This is a genomic window from Rhodococcus sp. 05-2254-2, assembly GCF_002259095.1.
Lineage (GTDB): Bacteria > Actinomycetota > Actinomycetes > Mycobacteriales > Mycobacteriaceae > Rhodococcoides.
In genome coordinates this window covers 475692-494062 of the sequence record NZ_NOZJ01000001.1, presented here as the reverse complement: position 1 = coordinate 494062, position 18371 = coordinate 475692, and the positions used below count along the sequence as shown (strand labels likewise).

Annotated in this window: 19 protein-coding genes and 1 tRNA gene; 4 read left to right on the top strand and 16 right to left on the bottom strand. The window is 64.8% G+C overall.

Annotation, left to right across the window (positions count from 1 at the left end):
- Positions 1-4 precede the first annotated feature (4 nt).
- The 6 genes from CH283_RS02570 to CH283_RS02545 all read right to left on the bottom strand — a co-directional run bounded on the left by CH283_RS02570 (position 5) and on the right by CH283_RS02545 (position 5235).
- A complete protein-coding gene (locus CH283_RS02570) occupies positions 5-799 on the bottom strand; it encodes an MlaE family ABC transporter permease (protein WP_037191254.1) in 795 nt (264 codons plus the stop codon).
- A 5-nt stretch (positions 800-804) separates the two neighbouring features.
- Positions 805-2010, bottom strand: coding sequence for an ABC transporter ATP-binding protein (locus tag CH283_RS02565; protein WP_176460398.1), 1206 nt, complete (start codon positions 2008-2010; stop codon positions 805-807).
- A 446-nt stretch (positions 2011-2456) separates the two neighbouring features.
- A complete protein-coding gene (gene rplL / locus CH283_RS02560) occupies positions 2457-2843 on the bottom strand; it encodes a 50S ribosomal protein L7/L12 (RefSeq protein WP_057475236.1) in 387 nt (128 codons plus the stop codon).
- Between the two features lie 90 nt (positions 2844-2933).
- A complete protein-coding gene (rplJ, locus tag CH283_RS02555; RefSeq protein WP_094641121.1) occupies positions 2934-3515 on the bottom strand; it encodes a 50S ribosomal protein L10 in 582 nt (193 codons plus the stop codon).
- Between the two features lie 356 nt (positions 3516-3871).
- On the bottom strand, positions 3872-4318 hold the full coding sequence (locus CH283_RS02550; protein WP_255183053.1) for a class F sortase: 447 nt from the start codon (positions 4316-4318) through the stop codon (positions 3872-3874).
- A 158-nt stretch (positions 4319-4476) separates the two neighbouring features.
- Positions 4477-5235 carry a CHRD domain-containing protein gene (locus tag CH283_RS02545; RefSeq protein WP_094641119.1) on the bottom strand — a complete coding sequence of 253 codons (759 nt, stop codon included), beginning with the start codon at positions 5233-5235 and terminating at the stop codon, positions 4477-4479.
- Positions 5236-5394: 159 nt separating this feature from the next.
- On the opposite strand from CH283_RS02545, the gene CH283_RS02540 reads away from it, so the two are divergent.
- Together CH283_RS02540 and CH283_RS02535 are read left to right on the top strand one after the other, a co-directional pair.
- Positions 5395-5913 (top strand): sigma-70 family RNA polymerase sigma factor, encoded by a 519-nt coding sequence (locus tag CH283_RS02540; RefSeq protein WP_255183052.1) that lies wholly within the window; start codon positions 5395-5397, stop codon positions 5911-5913.
- Positions 5910-6677, top strand: a complete 768-nt coding sequence (locus CH283_RS02535; protein WP_094641118.1) for a hypothetical protein — start codon at positions 5910-5912, stop codon at positions 6675-6677. The genes CH283_RS02540 and CH283_RS02535 overlap by 4 nt, the downstream gene beginning before the upstream one ends.
- Here CH283_RS02535 and CH283_RS02530 read toward each other — a convergent pair.
- From CH283_RS02530 to CH283_RS02510, 5 genes are read right to left on the bottom strand one after another with little or no spacing between them, the layout of a single operon-like run.
- Entirely contained in the window at positions 6656-8875 is a 2220-nt protein-coding gene (locus tag CH283_RS02530) for an MMPL family transporter (RefSeq protein WP_094641117.1), read from the bottom strand. The two genes, CH283_RS02535 and CH283_RS02530, sit on opposite strands and share 22 nt — an antisense overlap.
- Positions 8876-10030 carry a hypothetical protein gene (locus CH283_RS02525; RefSeq protein ID WP_094641116.1) on the bottom strand — a complete coding sequence of 385 codons (1155 nt, stop codon included), beginning with the start codon at positions 10028-10030 and terminating at the stop codon, positions 8876-8878.
- Positions 10027-10767, bottom strand: a complete 741-nt coding sequence (locus CH283_RS02520; RefSeq protein ID WP_094641115.1) for a phosphatidylserine decarboxylase — start codon at positions 10765-10767, stop codon at positions 10027-10029. Before CH283_RS02520 ends, CH283_RS02525 begins: the two co-directional genes overlap by 4 nt.
- On the bottom strand, positions 10767-10964 hold the full coding sequence (locus CH283_RS02515; protein ID WP_094641114.1) for a serine/threonine protein phosphatase: 198 nt from the start codon (positions 10962-10964) through the stop codon (positions 10767-10769). The genes CH283_RS02520 and CH283_RS02515 overlap by 1 nt, the downstream gene beginning before the upstream one ends.
- Position 10965: 1 nt before the next feature.
- The gene (locus CH283_RS02510) at positions 10966-12204 is read right to left on the bottom strand and encodes an SDR family oxidoreductase (RefSeq protein ID WP_094641113.1); all 1239 of its coding nucleotides are present in this window, start codon (positions 12202-12204) and stop codon (positions 10966-10968) included.
- Between the two features lie 237 nt (positions 12205-12441).
- Here CH283_RS02510 and CH283_RS02505 point away from each other — a divergent pair, with 237 nt between their 5' ends.
- On the top strand, positions 12442-14388 hold the full coding sequence (locus tag CH283_RS02505; RefSeq protein ID WP_094641112.1) for a CocE/NonD family hydrolase: 1947 nt from the start codon (positions 12442-12444) through the stop codon (positions 14386-14388).
- Positions 14389-14398: 10 nt separating this feature from the next.
- Complete coding sequence (locus CH283_RS02500; protein WP_094641111.1) at positions 14399-15310, top strand: alpha/beta fold hydrolase; 912 nt, start codon at positions 14399-14401, stop codon at positions 15308-15310.
- A 71-nt stretch (positions 15311-15381) separates the two neighbouring features.
- Here the strand turns inward: CH283_RS02500 and rplA are convergent, their stop codons facing one another.
- From rplA to CH283_RS02475, 5 genes are all read right to left on the bottom strand, one after another.
- A complete protein-coding gene (gene rplA / locus CH283_RS02495) occupies positions 15382-16101 on the bottom strand; it encodes a 50S ribosomal protein L1 (protein ID WP_094641110.1) in 720 nt (239 codons plus the stop codon).
- 161 nt (positions 16102-16262) lie between these two features.
- Positions 16263-16697: a 50S ribosomal protein L11 gene (gene rplK, locus CH283_RS02490; RefSeq protein ID WP_008713829.1), complete on the bottom strand. Its 435-nt coding sequence runs from the start codon at positions 16695-16697 to the stop codon at positions 16263-16265.
- A 62-nt stretch (positions 16698-16759) separates the two neighbouring features.
- Positions 16760-17584: a transcription termination/antitermination protein NusG gene (nusG, locus tag CH283_RS02485; protein WP_094641109.1), complete on the bottom strand. Its 825-nt coding sequence runs from the start codon at positions 17582-17584 to the stop codon at positions 16760-16762.
- Between the two features lie 65 nt (positions 17585-17649).
- On the bottom strand, positions 17650-18129 hold the full coding sequence (gene secE / locus CH283_RS02480) for a preprotein translocase subunit SecE (protein ID WP_094641108.1): 480 nt from the start codon (positions 18127-18129) through the stop codon (positions 17650-17652).
- Between the two features lie 30 nt (positions 18130-18159).
- Positions 18160-18232 (bottom strand) — tRNA-Trp (locus tag CH283_RS02475).
- Between the last annotated feature and the right edge of the window lie 139 nt (positions 18233-18371).

Genomic DNA, 18371 nt, shown 5'->3' with positions numbered 1-18371 from the left:
GCGGTTACGCTCCCTTCGCTGGGACGACCTGGAGGTACACCAGGGTCAGAATGAGGTTGGCGAAGAAGAGCAGCAGGAACGTGATGACAACCGTCTGGTTCACTGCCTCGCCGACGCCCTTGGGTCCGGGATTGGGATTGAGCCCCTTGTAGGAGGCGATGATGCCCGCGATGAGCCCGAAGATCGCCGCTTTCGCTTCTGCGACATACAGATCGGGAAGCTGCGCCAGCGCTCCGAAGGACGCCAGGTACGCACCGGGGGTGCCGCCCTGGAGGATCACGTTGAAGAAGTAACCGCCGGCGATGCCGACGACCGAGACCAGGCCGTTGAGCAACAGTGCGACGAGAATCATCGCGAGCACTCGCGGAACGACCAGACGATGTACCGGGTCGATGCCCAGCACCCGCATGGCGTCGATCTCCTCGCGAATGGTGCGCGAGCCGAGGTCGGCCGTGACGGCGGAACCTGCGGCACCGGCCACCAGCAACGCGGTCACGATCGGACTGCCCTGCTGAATGACCGCGAGCACGCTGGCCGCGCCGGTGAACGACTCGGCACCGAGCTGCTTGATGAGCGATCCGGTCTGCAGCGACACGACCGCACCGAACGGAATCGCGACGAGCGCTGTCGGCAGAATCGTGACGCTGGCGATGAACCAGGCCTGCTCGATGAATTCGCGGAACTGGAACGGCCTACGAAAGGTGTTCCGAACGACCTCGACGAACAGCTCGACGATATTTCCGGCTTGAGTCAGAGCGGCATTCGCCGGAGCGAACGCGGACTTCTTCGATCCCCCCATGTCTGCTATTGACCCCGACCTTGAGTCGGAGCTTGGTAGCCCTGCTGTTCATGACCTTGCTCGCTGTATCCCTGCTGGTCGTAACCCTGCTGGCCATAGCCCTGCTGGCCGTAGCCCTGCTGGTCGTAACCCTGCTGGTCGTAACCCTGCTGGTCGTAACCCTGCTGGCCATAACCCTGCTGGTCGTAGCCCTGCTGCTGGTCTGCGTACACGGGGTTCCGCTGACCGGGATCGGTGGTGTCGAGGCTTTCCTGGATCGCGACCTGCGCACTGTGCGGCAGGGTGTGCATGATCTGGCGGACGCGTTCCTGCCTGCGTCCGACGGCCTGGCGGACCGGAGTACCCGGGGTGGCCTTCATCTGCGGGACGATGCCTTCCACGTCGTCGACGCCACCGGCGTGGTGCCCGGCGTCGACCATGGCCTGCTCCTGCGCCATCTGCGCCTCGTCCTTCTCCTCCGACATACCGATCGGACCGATCATGGTGCCGTTGAGGAACTGCTTGACCACCGGCTCGTCGCTGGTGAGCAGCACCTCACGCGGGCCGAACATGACCAGTTGGCGACGGAAGAGCATGCCGATGTTGTCGGGCACCGTCCGCGCCAGGTTGATGTTGTGCGAGACGATCAGGATCGTCGCGTCGATCTCGGCGTTGATGTCGATCAGGGTCTGCGAAATGTACGTGGTACGAACGGGATCGAGGCCGGAGTCGGGCTCGTCGACGAGGATGATCTCGGGGTCGAGAACCAGAGCGCGGGCGAGGCCGGCGCGCTTACGCATACCGCCGGAGATCTCACCGGGGAGCTTGTCCTCGGCACCGAGCAGACCCGTCAGTTCCAACTTCTCCATGACGATCTTGCGGATGTCGGACTCGGACTTCTTGGTGTGCTCGCGGAGCGGGAACGCGACGTTGTCGTACAGGTTCATCGAGCCGAACAGTGCACCGTCCTGGAACAGCACGCCGAAGAGCTTGCGGATCTCGTAGAGCTCACGTGAGGAGCACTGCAGGATGTCGGTTCCGTCGATGAAGATCTTGCCCTGCTCGGGCCGGAGGAGGCCGATCAGAGACTTCAGGAAGACCGACTTACCGGTTCCGGACGGACCGAGGAGAGCACTGACTTCACCCTTCGGCAGGGTCAACGTCACGTCCTGCCAGATCTTCTGTACACCGAAAGACTTGGTCAATCCCTCGACCGAAACCTCGACTCCCACGCTGACCTCCACAATTCGTACACATCGACCCAGATGTGGGTTGCGTCACTGTAACCCATGCACGTGTCCGCTCCGACACAGGAGCTTACCGCCCAGTAAGAACTTCCCCGAGTCAGGCTGTAGAGCTTGCATCAGTGTGGCCCATCTCACGCGACACGGTCGGCGACTCGCCAGAACTGTGACAAGTCCCTGCCGAGCTTTGCTGTGACAAGCCACAAGCGATCACAGCCGAAACCCTTCGGAAAGCTTCGGACTTCGGCGAGGTCGAGTAAACAGGGACGCAGAGCGAGTGTCACGCGATCTCGCGGAGTCCGTGACCGATCACAACGGCACCTCGACCGGTGCCACCGGAAACACAGAAAAGGGACCGTCCCCACCGGAGTGGAAACGGTCCCTCGACTCGCTCTCGATGTCAGAGCGTGACGTGCGACTGCAACGAAGCGGTCTTACTTGACGGAGATCTTTGCGCCGGCAGCTTCCAGCTTCTCCTTGGCAGCCTCGGCTGCATCCTTGGCGACCTTCTCCAGGATTGCCTTCGGAGCGCTCTCGACGAGGTCCTTGGCTTCCTTCAGGCCGAGGCCGGAGACAACCTCACGGACGACCTTGATGACCTGGATCTTCTTGTCGCCGGCCGACTCGAGGACGACGTCGAACTCGTCCTGCTCTTCAGCAGCCTCGGCGGGGGCAGCGCCGCCGCCTGCAGCAGCAACGGCGACGGGAGCGGCTGCGGTGACCTCGAAGGTCTCCTCGAATGCCTTCACGAACTCGCTGAGCTCGAGGAGGGTGAGCTCCTTGAACTGGTCGAGCAATTCTTCGGTGCTGAGCTTCGCCATGGTGGCGGGTCCTTCCTGTAAGTACCTGGTCGCTGATCCGCGACTTGGTGTTGGTGGTGTGGAGCTGAGCTGTTCGCCAATACCAGCGGATCAGCTTTCGGCGGGAGCTTCCGCCGGTGCTTCTGTTTCTGCAGGTGCCTCGGCTGCGGCGGGTTCGCCGGCAGCCTTCTTCTCCTGCAACGCGAACGCAAGACGCGCGAACTGCGATGCGGGAGCGTTGAACAGGCCTGCAGCCTTCGACAAGTTGCCCTTCATGGCGCCGGCGAGCTTGGCCAACAGGATTTCGCGCGACTCGAGGTCTGCGATCTTGTTGATCTCGTCCACGGACAGCGTTGCGCCGTCCATGTAGCCGCCCTTGACGATCAAGGCCTTGTTGTCCTTCGCGAAGGCCTTGATGGCCTTCGCTGCGTCGACCGGCTCGCCCTTGATGAATGCAATGGCGGTCGGTCCGACGAACAAGTCGTCGAGGCCGGTGATGCCGGCCTCGGCTGCTGCGCGCTTGACCAGGGTGTTCTTGGCGACGGAGTACGTGGCACCTTCGCCGAGCGCACGCCGGAGCTGAGTCAGACCGGACACCGACAGGCCACGGTATTCCGTGACGACGGCAGCCGTCGAACCTTTGAACTGTTCGGTGATCTCCGATACTGCTGAGACCTTTTCGGGCTTTGCCATACTTCGCCTCCTCTCGTGGGAAGTTGTGTCGATCGCGAGAGGGCCGGAAAACGACGAACGCCCCGGCGCAAGAAGCACACGGGGCGTGAACGAGCGGGCAGCCACCAGGGCTGCATACAGGTTCCCTACCTCGTTCTCCTGCGTGGGCCGTCCGAAGCTGTCTCGGACCTTCAACCGCACAACTCCCGGAAGCGAATCCTTCGAGAAGGCGGTGACCAACGGTCTTGGGTAGAACTTGATTGGGCGGTCAGGGCACGAGTGCGAGCATTCGTGATCCGAACCGTCGACCAGGCTACAACACGTTCGGGGTCAACTCCAAAACGTTCGGTGTTCGCACTGCCATATGCGTTGCACTGTCATATGCGCACTCCGTAGAGAACGAGGTTGCGCTCGTAGCTGCCCACGGCTGCGTCGAAGTCACCCGAACAGGTGATGAGCCGGATCTCGTCGGCAGGCACAGCCCCGAAGACCGACGCCGTCGGGAACTCGGCTTTGCCGTAATCACCGATCTCGTCGATGCGGTACTCGGCTCGGCCACCCGCCTCGTCGTCCACCGCAACGACATCGCCGATTCCGAGTTCCGACAGGCGATCGAACACCGCGGGACCGGTCGTCGAGTCGACGTGCCCGGCTATCACCGTCGGACTGCCGATCGCGCCGGGTCGGCCACCTCCGGTGAACCACCCGACGTCGTCGTAGTCGGTGGGCACCTGCATCTCACCCGATTCGGTGAGCCCCAGGCCGATCAACGGCTCGTCGAGCGCGATGTCCACGGCACTCACCCGCGTCGGGGCCGGTCTCACCGAATCCACTGCGGGTACTGGCACGGCGGGTGCAGGCGCGGTGGTGCTCGACGACGGCTGCGAAGACACCGGCGTGGTCGCCGCCGGCGGCGATGGAGGGGGCGAGGAACAGCCCACCACCACCGCCGCGGCAGCGACCGCGATCAGAACCGGATATCTCAGCTCCGCACCTCGCGTCGAGCAGCGACCGTCACGCCCGCGACGACCATCGCGCCCAGTGCCACCGCACCGACGACCGGCAGCACCGAACTCGACGCCGAATCGGACGCCGCGAGCGCCGACCCGCCGCCACCGGTCGCAACGGACCCGACCGGAATCTGGCTGAGCTGGCCGCGCACCGCTCCGGCCGAGAAGTCGACGGTGTGGGTGTCGGCGGCGAAGGCTGCCGGGTCGGCTTCGATCTGATCCAGGGTGAATCCGGTCCCGCTGTCCGCGTCGGCACCGGCAGGCGTCAGGCCGGTGGTGAACGGTCCCTGCATGCAGCCGCTGCTGGTGCGCGGGCCATCGCCGATCGGGGTGGGGTTCGGGAATGCCAGACGCGGAGGACCTGCTGCGCCCGCCGCAGCCTGGTGGATGTGCGTGGCGGTCTTGGCCGGGCTCATGTAGTCGCCGGTCACGCCTTCGAGCGCGATGTCGTAGCAGATGATGTCGAGGTCGGAGTTGATGCGCAGAGTGAAGGTACCCATCGCACCGGGCTGACCCGGAGTGGCGACGCCCTCTCCGTTGAGCACCTGGTCGGGAGTGGCCATGGCCGTGAATGCGCTGGTGAAGGAATCCGGTTCGGCGACAGGCGTATCGGCACCGGCCGGGGCGGCGGCGAACAGCATCATCGCCGCAGCGGTGGCGGTACCACCGACGAGCGCTGTGGCGGTGGATCGGATCGACGTTGCCGGGCGGGGGATCGAGCGTCTGGTCATCTCGTGTGCCTTCCGTGGGAGTATCGGGCAGGCGAGCCCGTGCAAGGTGTACGAGCGCCGATGCCAAAATGTTCAAAGCTCGGTAAAGAAATGTTTTCCGCCCTCGCCATGAACGTCCGAGGGTCCACCGACGTATCCACTGTCATGAGCATCGGGAGCGTGATCGAACTGGACTTCGACGTCGCTGCCGCGTACGACGAGCACGCGTCGGCCATGCTCGGGTTCGCCGTCAACGCTCTCCGTGACAGAACTCTGGCCGAGGATTGTGTTCAGGAGACCTTCCTTCGGGCGTGGCGAGCGCGGTCCCGATTCGAGCCCGGGCGCGGGTCCCTGCGAACGTGGCTGTTCGCCATCGAACGCAACGTGATCGTCGATGCTCAGCGGTCGCTGACGAGGATGCCGATGCCGGCCTCGGACCGGATCGACGACGTCGGGCGGGAGTCGGGCAGGGTCACGCGTGACACCAGCCCCGACGTCGACGAGCGGCTCCGCATCATCGCCGCACTCGCCCTGCTCTCCCCCGAGCATCGGCAGGTCGTCGTCGCAGTGCACCTGGGCGGCAGCTCCTACGCGGAGCTGTCGAAATCGACCGGGGTCGCCGTGCGAACACTGCGCACCCGCACCTTCTACGCACTGCGAGCCCTACGACAACATCTCGACGGAAAGGAGGAGACATGAGCGCAGCACCCGATCGCCGAGCCGAGTTGATCGCCGCTGCCGTCGGTGACGATCTCGACGACGCCGAAGCCGCCGAACTGCGTCGGCTCGCTGCATCCGATCCCACGATCGACGACGAGATCGCCGAATTGCGCTCGCTGACCATGACTCTCGGGAGCCGCGGCCCTACCGACGCGTGGCTCGAATCTTCGACGTCACCCGACCTTCGCGAGCGAATCCTCGGTGCGACAGGCAGCTCCGAAAGGTCGCTGCAGCAAGATCGGCGGACACAGCGGTTCGGTGGGCAGCGGTTGGGAAGGCAGCGGTTCGGGGGGCAGCGCAGATCGGCAGGGCTGGCCGTTGCGGCCGCAATCGTGGGGGTGGTGGTCGGCAGTGGGGTGGTGCTCGGAGTCGACGCCTACCGCCAGGACCCCGCGAATCCACCCGCCGCGATCACCGGTCCACCCGGAACCCTCGGCGCGTACGAGCAGGTCGCCTTCACCACCGAGGTGCCGAGTGTGGACATAGAAGGAGGTCTGGTCGCCCACACGTGGGGTACAGAGACCGTCCTGGAGATGGACGGCATCTCCGATCGTGGCCCGTACGAGGTGGTTCTCGTCGACCGATCGGGTGTCGAGCGTCCGTCCGGCACGTTCCTCGGTAGTGACATCACCATCGAGTGCCGAATGAACGCCGCGGTGCTGCGTCAGGACGTGACCGACATCGAGATCCGCACGTCCGGCGGTGCCGTCCTGGCGCGTGCTCAGCTGCCGACGGCCTCGTAGCGTTTCGAGCCGGGCCACCAGTTGCGCTCGCCGAAGAGCTTCATCATCGCCGGCACCATCATCATGCGCACCAGCACCGCGTCGAACAGTACGGCGATGGCGAGAGCGAAGCCGAACTGTTTGAGCTCGAGCACGTCGGCGGTGAGGAAGCTGGCGAACACGGCGATCATGATCGCGGCGGCCGCCGTGATGGGCCTGGCGGTGTGCTCGATGCCGTCGACCACGGCCACGTCGTTGCTCGCTCCCCGCACGAACATCTCACGCATGCGGCCGATGAGGAACACCTCGTAGTCCATCGACAGGCCGAAGACCACGGCGAACACCGTCACCGGTAGGTACACCTGGATGTAGCCCGGGCTCTCGAAGCCGAGAATGCTCGACCCCCAACCCCATTGGAAGACGGCGACGGTCGCACCCAACGCTGCGCCGGTGACCAGCAGGTTCATGGCGACGGCCTTGAGCGGAATCACCACACTGCGGAAGACGACGGCCAGGTAGAAGAGGGAGAAGGCCAGGACCGCGGCCACGACCCAGGCGAATTTGCCGGAGATCTCGTCGGCGGCGTCGACCACCAGTGCGGTGGTGCCACCGACGGAGACGCTCGTGCCGTCCGTGTCGCCGGCGGCAACCGCCTGCGCTCGAAGGGATCCCACGAGATCGGCGGCCTCGGTCGAGTCGATCGGCACCGACGGAACCACGATCAGCAACGATCGCCCGCCCTCCGGCTGTGCCAGCTCGTAGGCGACGCGATCGTCGTCGCGCACGGAGGCAGCGAACGCGTCGACGGTGGCCAGCTGCTGCGGTCCCAACGGACTGTCGTCCTCACCCGTGAACACGATGGTGATGGGCGAGATGGTCCCGGGCGCGAACTTCTCGGTCAGGACCGTGTTGGCCCGTCCGGACGGTTCCGCGCTCAGCGCCTCGGCCCCGAGGTCGACACCGTACGAGATGGAACCGATGGGAATCAGGCACACGACGAGCACCGCGGCCGACGCGACCGTGTAGCGCCACGGTCGTTCGATGACATGCTGCGCCCACCGTGACCACCAGGTAGGAACTGCGGCCTCGTGCTCGTCGACCGACGGAGGTTGGAATCTGTGGGGCAGCGACCACGCGCCGATGCGCGTTCCCAGAACCGCGAGAATCGCCGGCAGCAGGGTCCACGCGACCACGACGACGGTCGCGATGGTCAGCGCGACCACCAACGAGATGCTGCGGACGGCAGGAACATCGACGATGGCGAGGGCTCCGAGTGCGATCAACACGACCAGACCGGAAATGACGATGGTGTGCCCGGCCGTACCCATGGCCGCCCCCACCGCGCGCTCGGTCCGGTGCGGATCGTCGGGTGGTCCGGCTCGCCCGATCTCTTCCCGGAATCGACTGACGATGAACAGTGCGTAATCGATTCCCAGACCCAGGCCGAACATCGCCGCCACGGTGGTGACGAGAACGTCGAACGTCATGAAGTTGGACAACAGCGCGAACATTCCGAACGCCGCCAGCACGCCGATTCCGGTGGAGACCAACGGCACGATGCCCGCGACCACGGACCCCAGCGCGAGAACCAGCACCACGAAGGCGATGGGCAGACCGATGCTCTCGGCCCGCACGGCGTCCTCGGATTCGACGCGGGTGAGATCGACCGTCATCGGGGAATACCCCGTCACCGCCACCTCGACGCCGTCGCCGGACGCCGCGCCGATCATCTCCTGCACGCGTTCGGCCACCGCGATCCGATCGCTGGCCTCTCCGCCGATACCGACGAACGCGAGCGCCGACGTGCCGTCCTGCGAGATCGTCGGGACGAAGCCCGCGGTCTCGTAGGGGTCGACGACCCGCAGCACATCGGGGGACTGCCGCAGCGAGGAGACCACCTCCCCCACTCGCTCACGGAACGCCGGGTCCGACGTGTTCACCGATTCGGAGGTGAACGTGACGACGAGTTGTTCGGAGCCGAACGACTCGAAGTGACGCTCGATCAGGTCGTCGGCGCGGCTCGATTCGGTGCCCGGTACCGAGAAGTTGGCTCCGACCAGCGAATTCTGCAGCGCCGGATACAGAATCGCCGATCCGACCGCGAGCAGCGTCCAGATCGCCAGCACCACCCAGCGCCGACGCGCGACGAGTCGGCCCCACCGGTCGCCGATGTTTCCAGTGGTCACCTGCGGGTCGATGCGCGAAATCGTGTCGGTCATCTACGTCAACTCCCGGCTGAAAATGCGGTACGTGCGGTGCGGAGCGAGTTTCGTCCTGGACAGGACCGACCCCTTCATCCACGGACTGTCGTCGAGAACGGGAGCGGCTTCGACGCGCGTGAACCCGAGGTCGCGCATGCGCACCGACATCTCCATGATCAGCAGGGAGGACACGGCCCGGTCGGGGCAATCGGGATCGACGAACAGCATGTCCACCCGTACGCCGTCGATGATCTCCGTCCGGCCCGGACGCTTGACGTGCCACAGCGTCACCAGGTCTCGCGCCCAGCGCGACTTCAGGTGCGACGCCTTGGCGGCGGCCTGATTGACGTCCGGGATGCCCATCAGGAAGCCGACGGGCTTGCCGTCGAGTTCGGCCAGCAGCGTGAGCCTGCGGTCGATGACCGGGAGCATCATCTTCAGCAACTCGAACAGCTCCGTGTAGGACAGCGGCGAGAAGCCCCAGAAGTTGACGAACGTCTTGTTGTAGAGGTCTCGCACGATGCGCGCGTCGCGGCGTAGCGTCCGATACTTCATCGACCGGAACGTCACCTCCGACCGCGCCTTGATCTTCTCGAAGATCTGCATGTGCCGCGCGTACTTGGGGTCGTTGTAGATGATGCACGGGTCGTCGAAGAGGTAACTGTAGAAGTCCTTGACCGCCATCAGACCCCACTTCTCGAAGTGGGCCGCGTAGTAGAGCGGATTGTGCGGCATCCCCACCAGGGGCAGCGCCGGGATCTCGTCGACGACGATGCCTGCGCTGTAGAACATCGACGGTCCGAACGGCCCGGAAATCGTCGCGAGCCCGCGCGCCGAAAGCCATTGCGCGGCAGCGTCGAGCAACGCTGTCGCGACGTCGTGATCGTCGACGGCCTCGTAGAAGCCGAAGAAGCCGATCGACTCCCCCGTGTACTCGGTGAACGAGAGATCGTGGATGGCGACGATGCGACCGACGGCAATTCCGTTCTCGCGCGCCAGGAATGCCTTGGTGATGCGGGTGGCGGCGACCGAGGACGGCGGTGCGATGAGCACTCGACGCAGGTCCATCGACTCGTCGGGAAGGCGATACGGATCGCCCTGGTAGACCAGGTCCGAGACGGCCTCGAACTCGCGCCAGCCTGCTTTGCCGTCGACCTCTTCGATCGTGATCATCGTTCCTCTTCGCTCTGTTGACTGCCGTCCACGAGGATCGGCGAACGGGCCACCGTCGTCTCCCCGGCGAACACGTAATTACCTGGCCGGACGGTGATCTCGTCGACGAGTGCGTCCGGCACGAACACGTCGCACTGAGAACCGAAGCGGATCATCCCGTATTGCTCGCCGCGTTCGACGCTGTCGCCGACGGCGACGTGCGCGACGATGCGGTCCACCCAGAGATCGGCTATCTGCGTCACCGTCACCACGGCACCGGACTCGTGCTCGATCGAGATGGTGAGCCGCTCGTTGGTGAGCAGGTAGTCGCAGCCCTCGTCGTAGGGGGTGCGTCGGGTCAACAGATTCGCGCCCACCCTGGCCATCGACTTGTTGAACGGGGCCGCGGACCGGTGGCGACGCATACCGATGGTGCCTGAGACGGGAATTCGATTGCGGTGCACCGAGTATTCGGACATGTAGATCCCGATCAGGTAGCCGCTGGCGGTGGACGCGACTCCGGCGATCTCGTCGAGAACGATCGTCCGCCCCTTCTTCACGGCGAACGCGGTACTGCCGGCCTCCACCCGTTTGACGTACGTGACGAAGCCGTCGGCCGGCGCGAGCACCGCCCGCGGATCGGCGGGCGGTTCGCGGTGCGGATCACGGAAGAAGAACCGGGTCCGCCAGTACACGAACAGAGCGAACGGAGCTGCCAGCACCACACCGAGGACGAGTACCCCTCGAACCCACCACATCAGTTGTGCCGCTGTTCGTCGACGCTCTCCGACCAGGTCACGAAGGCGTCGGCGGCCCGGTTCCTCAGCGAGCCGGGCAGCAGCCCGATCAGCCCGCACACCACGTAGAAGCCCAGCGAGAGAACGCCGTTGGTCACCTCGCGGCCGATCGGTACGTCCCGCAGGCGCACCGAGGTGGGTTCGAGTCCGTCCGACACGTCAGTTGACGGCGGCGGGCGTGAGCGTCTTGAGCTGTGCTTTCTCGAAGTAGAGCTCGAAGAGTCGGCGATGATCGCACCAGGAGACGTCGTGGTCGACGGGCAGGATCGCCTCGGGCTTGTGCACCAGCCGCATGAGCTGATCGATGTTGTCTGCCAGCATCGTCTCGGCGAACCGCGGCGAGATGCGCGCACTGACGCGCTCCTTGAACTCGTCCCAGCTCACCAGATCGAGGCCGAGAAGATCGGCGTACAGATCGTGACCGTAGCCGGTGGGATTGCTCGGCAACAGCCTCGTCAGCGGATGGCTGCGCAACGAGTTGCTCGCCATGACGTCGCACATCACGTCGACCGGAACGTAGTTCATCCCCGGGCCGTCCCAGATGGCACCGGCCGCGATCGCCAGTTCGATGATGCGCCAGAAGCTGTAGACCCGACCCGGATCACGACCGAGTTCGGTGCTTCCGAGGATGTAGGGCGCCTCGCACAGGGTGACGGAGTAGGTGTCCGACATCGACAGCCACCCGAGCAGCGTTGCGTTGACCCACTTCATCTGCGCGTATCCGGAGTACCACCACGAATCGGGACGACGGAAATCCTCGGGCTTCTGATAGAGGTGGGCACCGATACTGCCCACGTACGTCAGATGCTTGCGGGTGGAGGTGATGCTGAATTCGAGGATGCGCAGCACGCTGACGAACCAGTCGTCGCGCAGCTCGGCGTAGCTCTCGGTGTAATCGGTGGAACTGGCACAGTTGAAGATCTGTCCCACTCCGGCAGCCAGGTCGTAGTAGGCGGTCTTGTCGAGACCGAACCGGAATTTCGTGGGAGTGCCCTCGACGATGCGGATCTTGTCTGCGTCCACCGCGATCTCGTACTGGTCGAACGTGCGCTGCAGGCGCTCGAGAGCCGTTTCCTCCTCGGTGGGGCGCACCATCGCATAGACGACCTCGACGGCGGAATCACGAGTGAGGCGGCCGATCAGGTGAGCACCGAGAAAGCCGTTGGCCCCGAACACCAACGCGGTGTCGGTACGCGGTGCTGCCATATCTGCCACACGGCGGCGAGTGTCCTCGTCGATGAACGGGCGCAGCGCCGTCGGATCACCGTTGCTCAGCGCGACGACGTCGGCATACTTCCCGGCGAAACGAAGCCCCGGGCATTCGTTGGTGATCAGTGCATCTGCGTGCGGCCAGATCGGACGCAACGATCCGTCTCCGAACAGTGCCTCTACGTGCATTCGCGCTCCCCTGCAACGGTCGGTGTCCCACATCACTCGGACGGGCAGACGTTAGCAATGACGCGGGCTCATAACCGGGTGACCGGGAAAGTCTGGGAACCCCCACAGCGGCGCTCAACCGGCGTTGAGAGTGTTCCCAATCGAAGTCGGCAAATCGCCCTGTGCCGGTCGGTGACATCACCGGTGATGCGCGTTCCGCGAGACAAACGAGGCCCTTCGACGGTCTAATCGTTTCCCATGACGGCAGTACACCCCCACCCCCTCCTGCAACCCGCACGCGATCCGAGCGGCGGCGACGCGGCAGCGGCGTGGGCGGCAATCGTGCGCGAACAACCGCGCTACCCTCGGGTGTCCATCACGACGAACGTGCGCATTCCGATGAGCGACGGAACCGCGTTGCGCGCATACGTCTTTCGCCCCGCGGACGCGTCGGGACAGGCGGTGGAAGGCACGTTTCCCACCGTCCTGAACCTCACGCCCTACAACAAGCTGTTGATCAAGGGCATCGACACCGTCCTCGAGACCCCGGTTCTGGGCCGTGCCATCAGAGCTTTCTCGTCCGCATTCGACCTGACCGGAAGCAGATTCGACGGCATCACCGAGATCACCCGAGTGGTGGCGGGCGGGGCTGCCGACCTGTTCTCGGTCAACCGTCATCTCGTCCGCAGCGGGTACGTGCAGATGATCGTCGACGTCCGTGGCACCGGCAGCTCCTCGGGCACCTGGGACGTGCTGGGTCCCCGGGAACAGCTCGACTCGCTCGAGGTGATCGACTGGGCCCGACGCCAGTACTGGTGCGACGGCCGGATCGGGATGGCCGGAATCTCGTACTCCGCGATCAACTCTCTGCAGGCCGCAGCCAAGCAGCCCGCCGGGCTCGACGCGGTCTTCGCGGTCGAGGGCTCGGTGGACATCGTGCGCGAGATCTTCGCCACCGGAGGTGCCACCTCGGCGTTCATTCCACTGTGGCTCGCGGCCGTCAACGGGCTCAAGTGGGCGCCTGCGGTCGGCGGAATCGACACGCTCGCCTGGCTCCGCGATCGCGCTCGATCCCCGGCCACTAATCTGTTCGACCTGGCCAAAGGGTTTGTCACAGGCGGAGATCCGCGAATCTACGACAACGAGTACTACGACACCATCGATGCCGTCATCGAAGACATCGCGGCACCGACGTTTCTGTACGGCTGCTGGCACGACATCTTCGGCGGCTCCGCACCGGACATCTACAACCGGCTGCCCCTCGAACGCGGATTCAAGCAACTGCTCGTCGGCGACGGCTACCACGGCAACCCGGGAATCGGCTTCGGCGAACCAGGATTTCCGCCTCGGCTCGACGTACTCGAGCGCGCCTGGTTCGACAAATGGCTACGCGACGTGGACAACGGAATCGAGAACTACGGCCCCGTCACCCTGCGTCAGCAGGGCGGTAATTGGACTGCGCACGGGCACTTTCCGGCTCCCCGGGCACAACCACGCAGGCTGTACCTGTCGGCAGCGGCGTCCGGCACCGCCCCTCATGCCGTCGGCGACGGCAGCCTCACCGGCGAGCCGGCCGCCGAATCCGACGTCCTGACCGTTCGCCCGTCACTGCGAGCCGTCGTATCTCGTGACACCACACAGGTTCTCGCCGGCGTGACGGCAGTCCTGGGCGGCGGCTTCACCTACGACAATCGATTCGCCGAGGGGGCCGCAGTCACCTTCACCACCGCACCCGCCGAGTCGGACACCGTGCTGTCCGGCCCCATGAACCTGCACCTGCGCGTCGTCTGCCGTGCACCGGAAGCGATGTGGGCCATCATGATCTGCGACGTCGCCCCGAGCGGTCGATCGATCGTGCTGAGCAACGGCGCACTGCTCGCCTCCCGCCGAGCCGTCGACGACGAGCGATCACTGTTCGCCCCGAACGGCGATTACACCCGCCCCTACCATCCACTCACCGAAGCAGCGCTGCTCCCGGTCCCCATCGGCGAACCCATCGCTCTCGACATCGACATCCTCACCACCGAGGCCGTCATCGCATCCGGCCACCGCCTGCGCGTGAGTGTATTCGCCACCGACACACCGCGGTTCATTCCGATCCTGCCGGATCTGGTGCGTACGCGATTGCGCAGACAGGACATCGACATCGATCCGCAGAATCCGAGTTACCTGGTGGTTCCGGTACTCGGTGAGCCCGGCTGGTAGGAACGAGAACATGAGAATCGAACAAGGTGTCGCGCCGACGAACTCCGTCGAGATCGCGTACGAGGACATGGGGTCGATCGAAGACCCCGCAGTGTTGCTCATCATGGGCCTGTCAGCGCAATTGACGTTGTGGCCCATGGACTTCTGCACCCGTCTCGTCGACGCCGGCTACCGGGTGATCCGAATCGACAATCGCGACATCGGGTTGTCCACCAAGATGACGGGGCAGAAAGTGCGGGGTTCCCAGATTCTTCGCCTGATCCGGCACGAGTTCGGGATGTCCTCGGACGTGCCCTACACGATCACGGACATGGCGGCCGACGCCGTCGGCGTGCTCGACCACCTCGACATCGACTCGGTGCACGTCGTCGGTGCCTCCATGGGCGGAATGATCACCCAGGTCTTCGCCGGACGCTATCCCGAACGAACGAAGTCGGTCGGGATCCTCTTCTCGAGCACCAACGAACCGTTCCTGCCACCGCCCGATCCGCGCGCCCTACTGCCGCTCATCGGTGGCGTCGGGAAGGACGCCACCAAGGACGAGATCATCGCGCATTCGGCGAAGACGCTCGCCGCGATCGGTTCCCCCGGTTATCGCACTCCGCCCGAGGAGCAACTGGAGATCGCGCAGGTGATGTACGAGCGGAACTACAACCCGTCCGGTGTCGTGCGGCAGATGGCCGCCATCACCGGCACCGGCAGTCTGCGGCCCTACGCGAAGAAGATCACCGCTCCCACCACGGTAATCCACGGCACCGCCGACAAACTGGTCCGGCCGTCGGGTGGGAAGGCCATCGCCCGCGCTGTCCCCGACGCCGAACTGACGCTGATCGACGGTATGGCCCACGACCTGCCCGCCGCACTGATCGACCGCATCGCGGGCATCATCCTGGCGAACTTCGCTCGGGCGCGGGCTGCGTAGGCACCTCCACGAACGCCGAAGGCCGGCACCCGATCTATCGGGGCCGGCCTTCGTCGTAGTGCTGAGCTGATTTACGCGTTCGCGTCGTCCTCGAGTAGATTGCGCGTGCGGTTCGGGTCGACCTGGACGCCGGGTCCGGTGGTGGTCGAGACGGTGACCTTCTTGACGTAACGGCCCTTGGCCGACGACGGCTTCGCACGCAGGATCTCGTCCAGTGCTGCGCCGTAGTTCTCCACCAGCTTGGTCTCGTCGAACGAGGCATTGCCGATGACGAAGTGCAGGTTGGCCTGCTTGTCGACGCGGAAGTTGATCTTGCCGCCCTTGATGTCGTTGACGGCCTTGGTCACGTCGTTGGTGACCGTGCCCGTCTTCGGGTTCGGCATCAGGCCACGCGGTCCGAGGACACGGGCGATGCGGCCGACCTTGGCCATCTGATCGGGGGTGGCGATCGCTGCGTCGAAGTCCAGGAATCCGCCCTGGATGCGCTCGATCAGATCTTCTGCACCGACGACGTCGGCTCCTGCTGCCTCGGCCTCTGCAGCCTTCTCACCAGCGGCGAAAACAATAACCCGAGCGGTCTTGCCGGTGCCGTGGGGAAGGTTGACGGTGCCGCGCACCATCTGGTCGGCCTTGCGGGGGTCGACGCCGAGTCGCACTGCGACCTCGACGGTGGGGTCGAACTTGCTCGACGCGGTCTCCTTGGCCAGCTTCGCGGCTTCGAGAGGCGAGTAGAGGTTGTCCTGGTCGATCTTCGCGGCCTGCTCGAGGTAGGCCTTGCTGCGCTTTGCCATGTCTTACTGTCCTTCGTTCGAGTTCAGTGTGGTTGACGAGCCTGGCCGGCTCTCCCACGTTCTGTGTCTTTGGTCGCTCCGCAGGGTCTTTGGTCGCTCCGCAGGCTCCGCTCCTGCTGGAACGGTCGCTCCGCAGGCTTCGCTCCTGCTGGGCAGGTAAATCAGCCTTCGACGGTGATGCCCATCGAGCGAGCAGTGCCGGCGATGATCTTCGCGGCCTGATCGATGTCGTTGGCGTTGAGGTCTTCCTGCTTGGTCTTGGCGATCTCGCGCACCTGGTCCATGGTCACCTTGGCGACCTTGGTCTTGTGCGGCTCGCCGGAGCCCTTCGCCACGCCTGCGGCCTTGAGCAGCAGCTTGGCGGCGGGAGGAGTCTTCAGCTTGAAGTCGAACGTACGGTCTTCGTAGACCGAGATCTCGACCGGCACGACGTTGCCGCGCTGCGACTCGGTCGCGGCGTTGTACGCCTTGCAGAACTCCATGATGTTGACGCCGTGCTGGCCCAGTGCGGGGCCGACGGGCGGTGCCGGGTTGGCGGCACCGGCCTGGATCTGAAGCTTGATGATCCCGGCTAGCTTCTTCTTCTTCGGGGGCATTTCTTTTTCCTTGTATTCGCTCGGGTTTCTTGCGGTTGCTACTGCAAGTCTGTGGTCGGCTTCTAGATCTTGGAGACCTGAGTGAAGCCGAGCTCGACCGGTGTTTCACGGCCGAAGATCGATACCAACACCTTGAGCTTCTGCTGCTCTGCGTTGACCTCGCTGATGCTCGCGGGGAGGGTGGCGAACGGGCCATCCATGACGGTGACCGACTCGCCGACCTCGAAGTCGACCTCGATGGTCGGCTTCGACGTGGTGTCGCCGCCCTGCTCGGCTGCGCCTGCGGTCGCTTTCGCGTCCTTCTTGGCACCTTCCTGCGGCATGAGGAACTTGACGACCTCGTTGATGGTCAACGGTGACGGCCGCGAGGTGGCACCGACGAAACCGGTGACGCCGGGAGTGTTGCGAACCGCTCCCCATGACTCGTCGTTGAGTTCCATGCGCACGAGGATGTAACCGGGCAGAACCTTGCGGTTGACCTGCTTGCGCTGGCCGTTCTTGATCTCGGTGACCTCTTCGGTGGGAACTTCCACCTGGAAGATGTAGTCGCCGACGTCGAGGTTCTGCACGCGAGTCTCGAGGTTGGCCTTGACCTTGTTCTCGTAGCCGGCGTACGAGTGAATGACGTACCAGTCACCGGGAGCGCGGCGCAGAGCCGCCTTCATCTCGGCGACGGGATCCTCGGGCTCGGCTGTCACGTCGGCGTCGGCTGCCTCGCCGTCTTCGGCGGGAACGTCCTCACCGGCAGCGGCGGCAACGTCGGCCTTGATGGCTTCGTCGGTTTCGCGGTCCTGAGCGGCCTGCTCCGCTTCGAGGCCCTGCTTGGTCGCCTCGACATCGGCGTCGAATGCGGCCACTTCGGTGGCGTCGTTGTGCGGCGTGCTCACGTCAGCACCCTTTCTCTAGTTTCCTGCTCGGTTCGATCGTCGGTAGTTCACGCAGCTGCGATCGGTCAGCCGAACAGCCAGCCGACGCCCTGGATGAAGAGCAGGTCGAGGCCACTGATGTACGCGACCATGAACGTCAGGAAGACGAGCACGACGCTGGTGTAGGTGACCATCTGCTTCTTGTTCGGCCAGATGACCTTGCGAAGCTCGGCGACGACCTCACGGAAGAACTGCAGCAGACGCATGAACACGTTCGGCCGCTTGTCGGCTTTGACCTTGCCCGAACGAGTCCTGCCGGTCTTGGTCTTGGCCGGCGCGGTGGATGCGGCCGGAGCCTTGGACATCGACACGCCCGAAGCGCTACCGCGGGACCTGCTGGTGGATCGCTTGCCGGTGGGCACCACGGCGTCTGCAGCGGATTCACCGGCAGTGGTGTCAGCATCGGAAGGACGGCCCTCGGAGCCAGGTGCGACGTCGCCCGAAGCCGAGGAGTTCTCGAACTCCTCCTCCGATCGACCGTCGCGCTTACCGCGCTCCTCGCTCACGTCGTTCCTCTCAGTTGCTGACACCTTGGGCAGGGGCGACAGGACTTGAACCTGCAACCTACGGTTTTGGAGACCGTTGCTCTACCAATTGAGCTACGCCCCTTCGGCCGAAGCTTCTCGGCCGCTCTGGTGTCCATTCGGCTCCCACACACAGCCTTCGCGCTCTCCAGAGGGAGGACGCGGGCAGCGCGGAGCGCCGAATTACCCCAGAAATCTCAGTGTACTGCACACCCTTCGGAACA

Coding starts and splice junctions, on each gene's coding strand:
- CH283_RS02570 (WP_037191254.1), bottom strand. CDS start 799: ATGGGGGGATCGAAGAAGTCCGCGTTCGCTCCGGCGAATGCCGCTCTG.
- rplL (WP_057475236.1), bottom strand. CDS start 2,843: ATGGCGAAGCTCAGCACCGAAGAATTGCTCGACCAGTTCAAGGAGCTC.
- rplJ (WP_094641121.1), bottom strand. CDS start 3,515: ATGGCAAAGCCCGAAAAGGTCTCAGCAGTATCGGAGATCACCGAACAG.
- CH283_RS02545 (WP_094641119.1), bottom strand. CDS start 5,235: ATGACCAGACGCTCGATCCCCCGCCCGGCAACGTCGATCCGATCCACC.
- CH283_RS02535 (WP_094641118.1), top strand. CDS start 5,910: ATGAGCGCAGCACCCGATCGCCGAGCCGAGTTGATCGCCGCTGCCGTC.
- CH283_RS02530 (WP_094641117.1), bottom strand. CDS start 8,875: ATGACCGACACGATTTCGCGCATCGACCCGCAGGTGACCACTGGAAAC.
- CH283_RS02525 (WP_094641116.1), bottom strand. CDS start 10,030: ATGATCACGATCGAAGAGGTCGACGGCAAAGCAGGCTGGCGCGAGTTC.
- CH283_RS02520 (WP_094641115.1), bottom strand. CDS start 10,767: ATGTGGTGGGTTCGAGGGGTACTCGTCCTCGGTGTGGTGCTGGCAGCT.
- CH283_RS02510 (WP_094641113.1), bottom strand. CDS start 12,204: ATGCACGTAGAGGCACTGTTCGGAGACGGATCGTTGCGTCCGATCTGG.
- CH283_RS02505 (WP_094641112.1), top strand. CDS start 12,442: ATGACGGCAGTACACCCCCACCCCCTCCTGCAACCCGCACGCGATCCG.
- CH283_RS02500 (WP_094641111.1), top strand. CDS start 14,399: ATGAGAATCGAACAAGGTGTCGCGCCGACGAACTCCGTCGAGATCGCG.
- rplA (WP_094641110.1), bottom strand. CDS start 16,101: ATGGCAAAGCGCAGCAAGGCCTACCTCGAGCAGGCCGCGAAGATCGAC.
- rplK (WP_008713829.1), bottom strand. CDS start 16,697: ATGCCCCCGAAGAAGAAGAAGCTAGCCGGGATCATCAAGCTTCAGATC.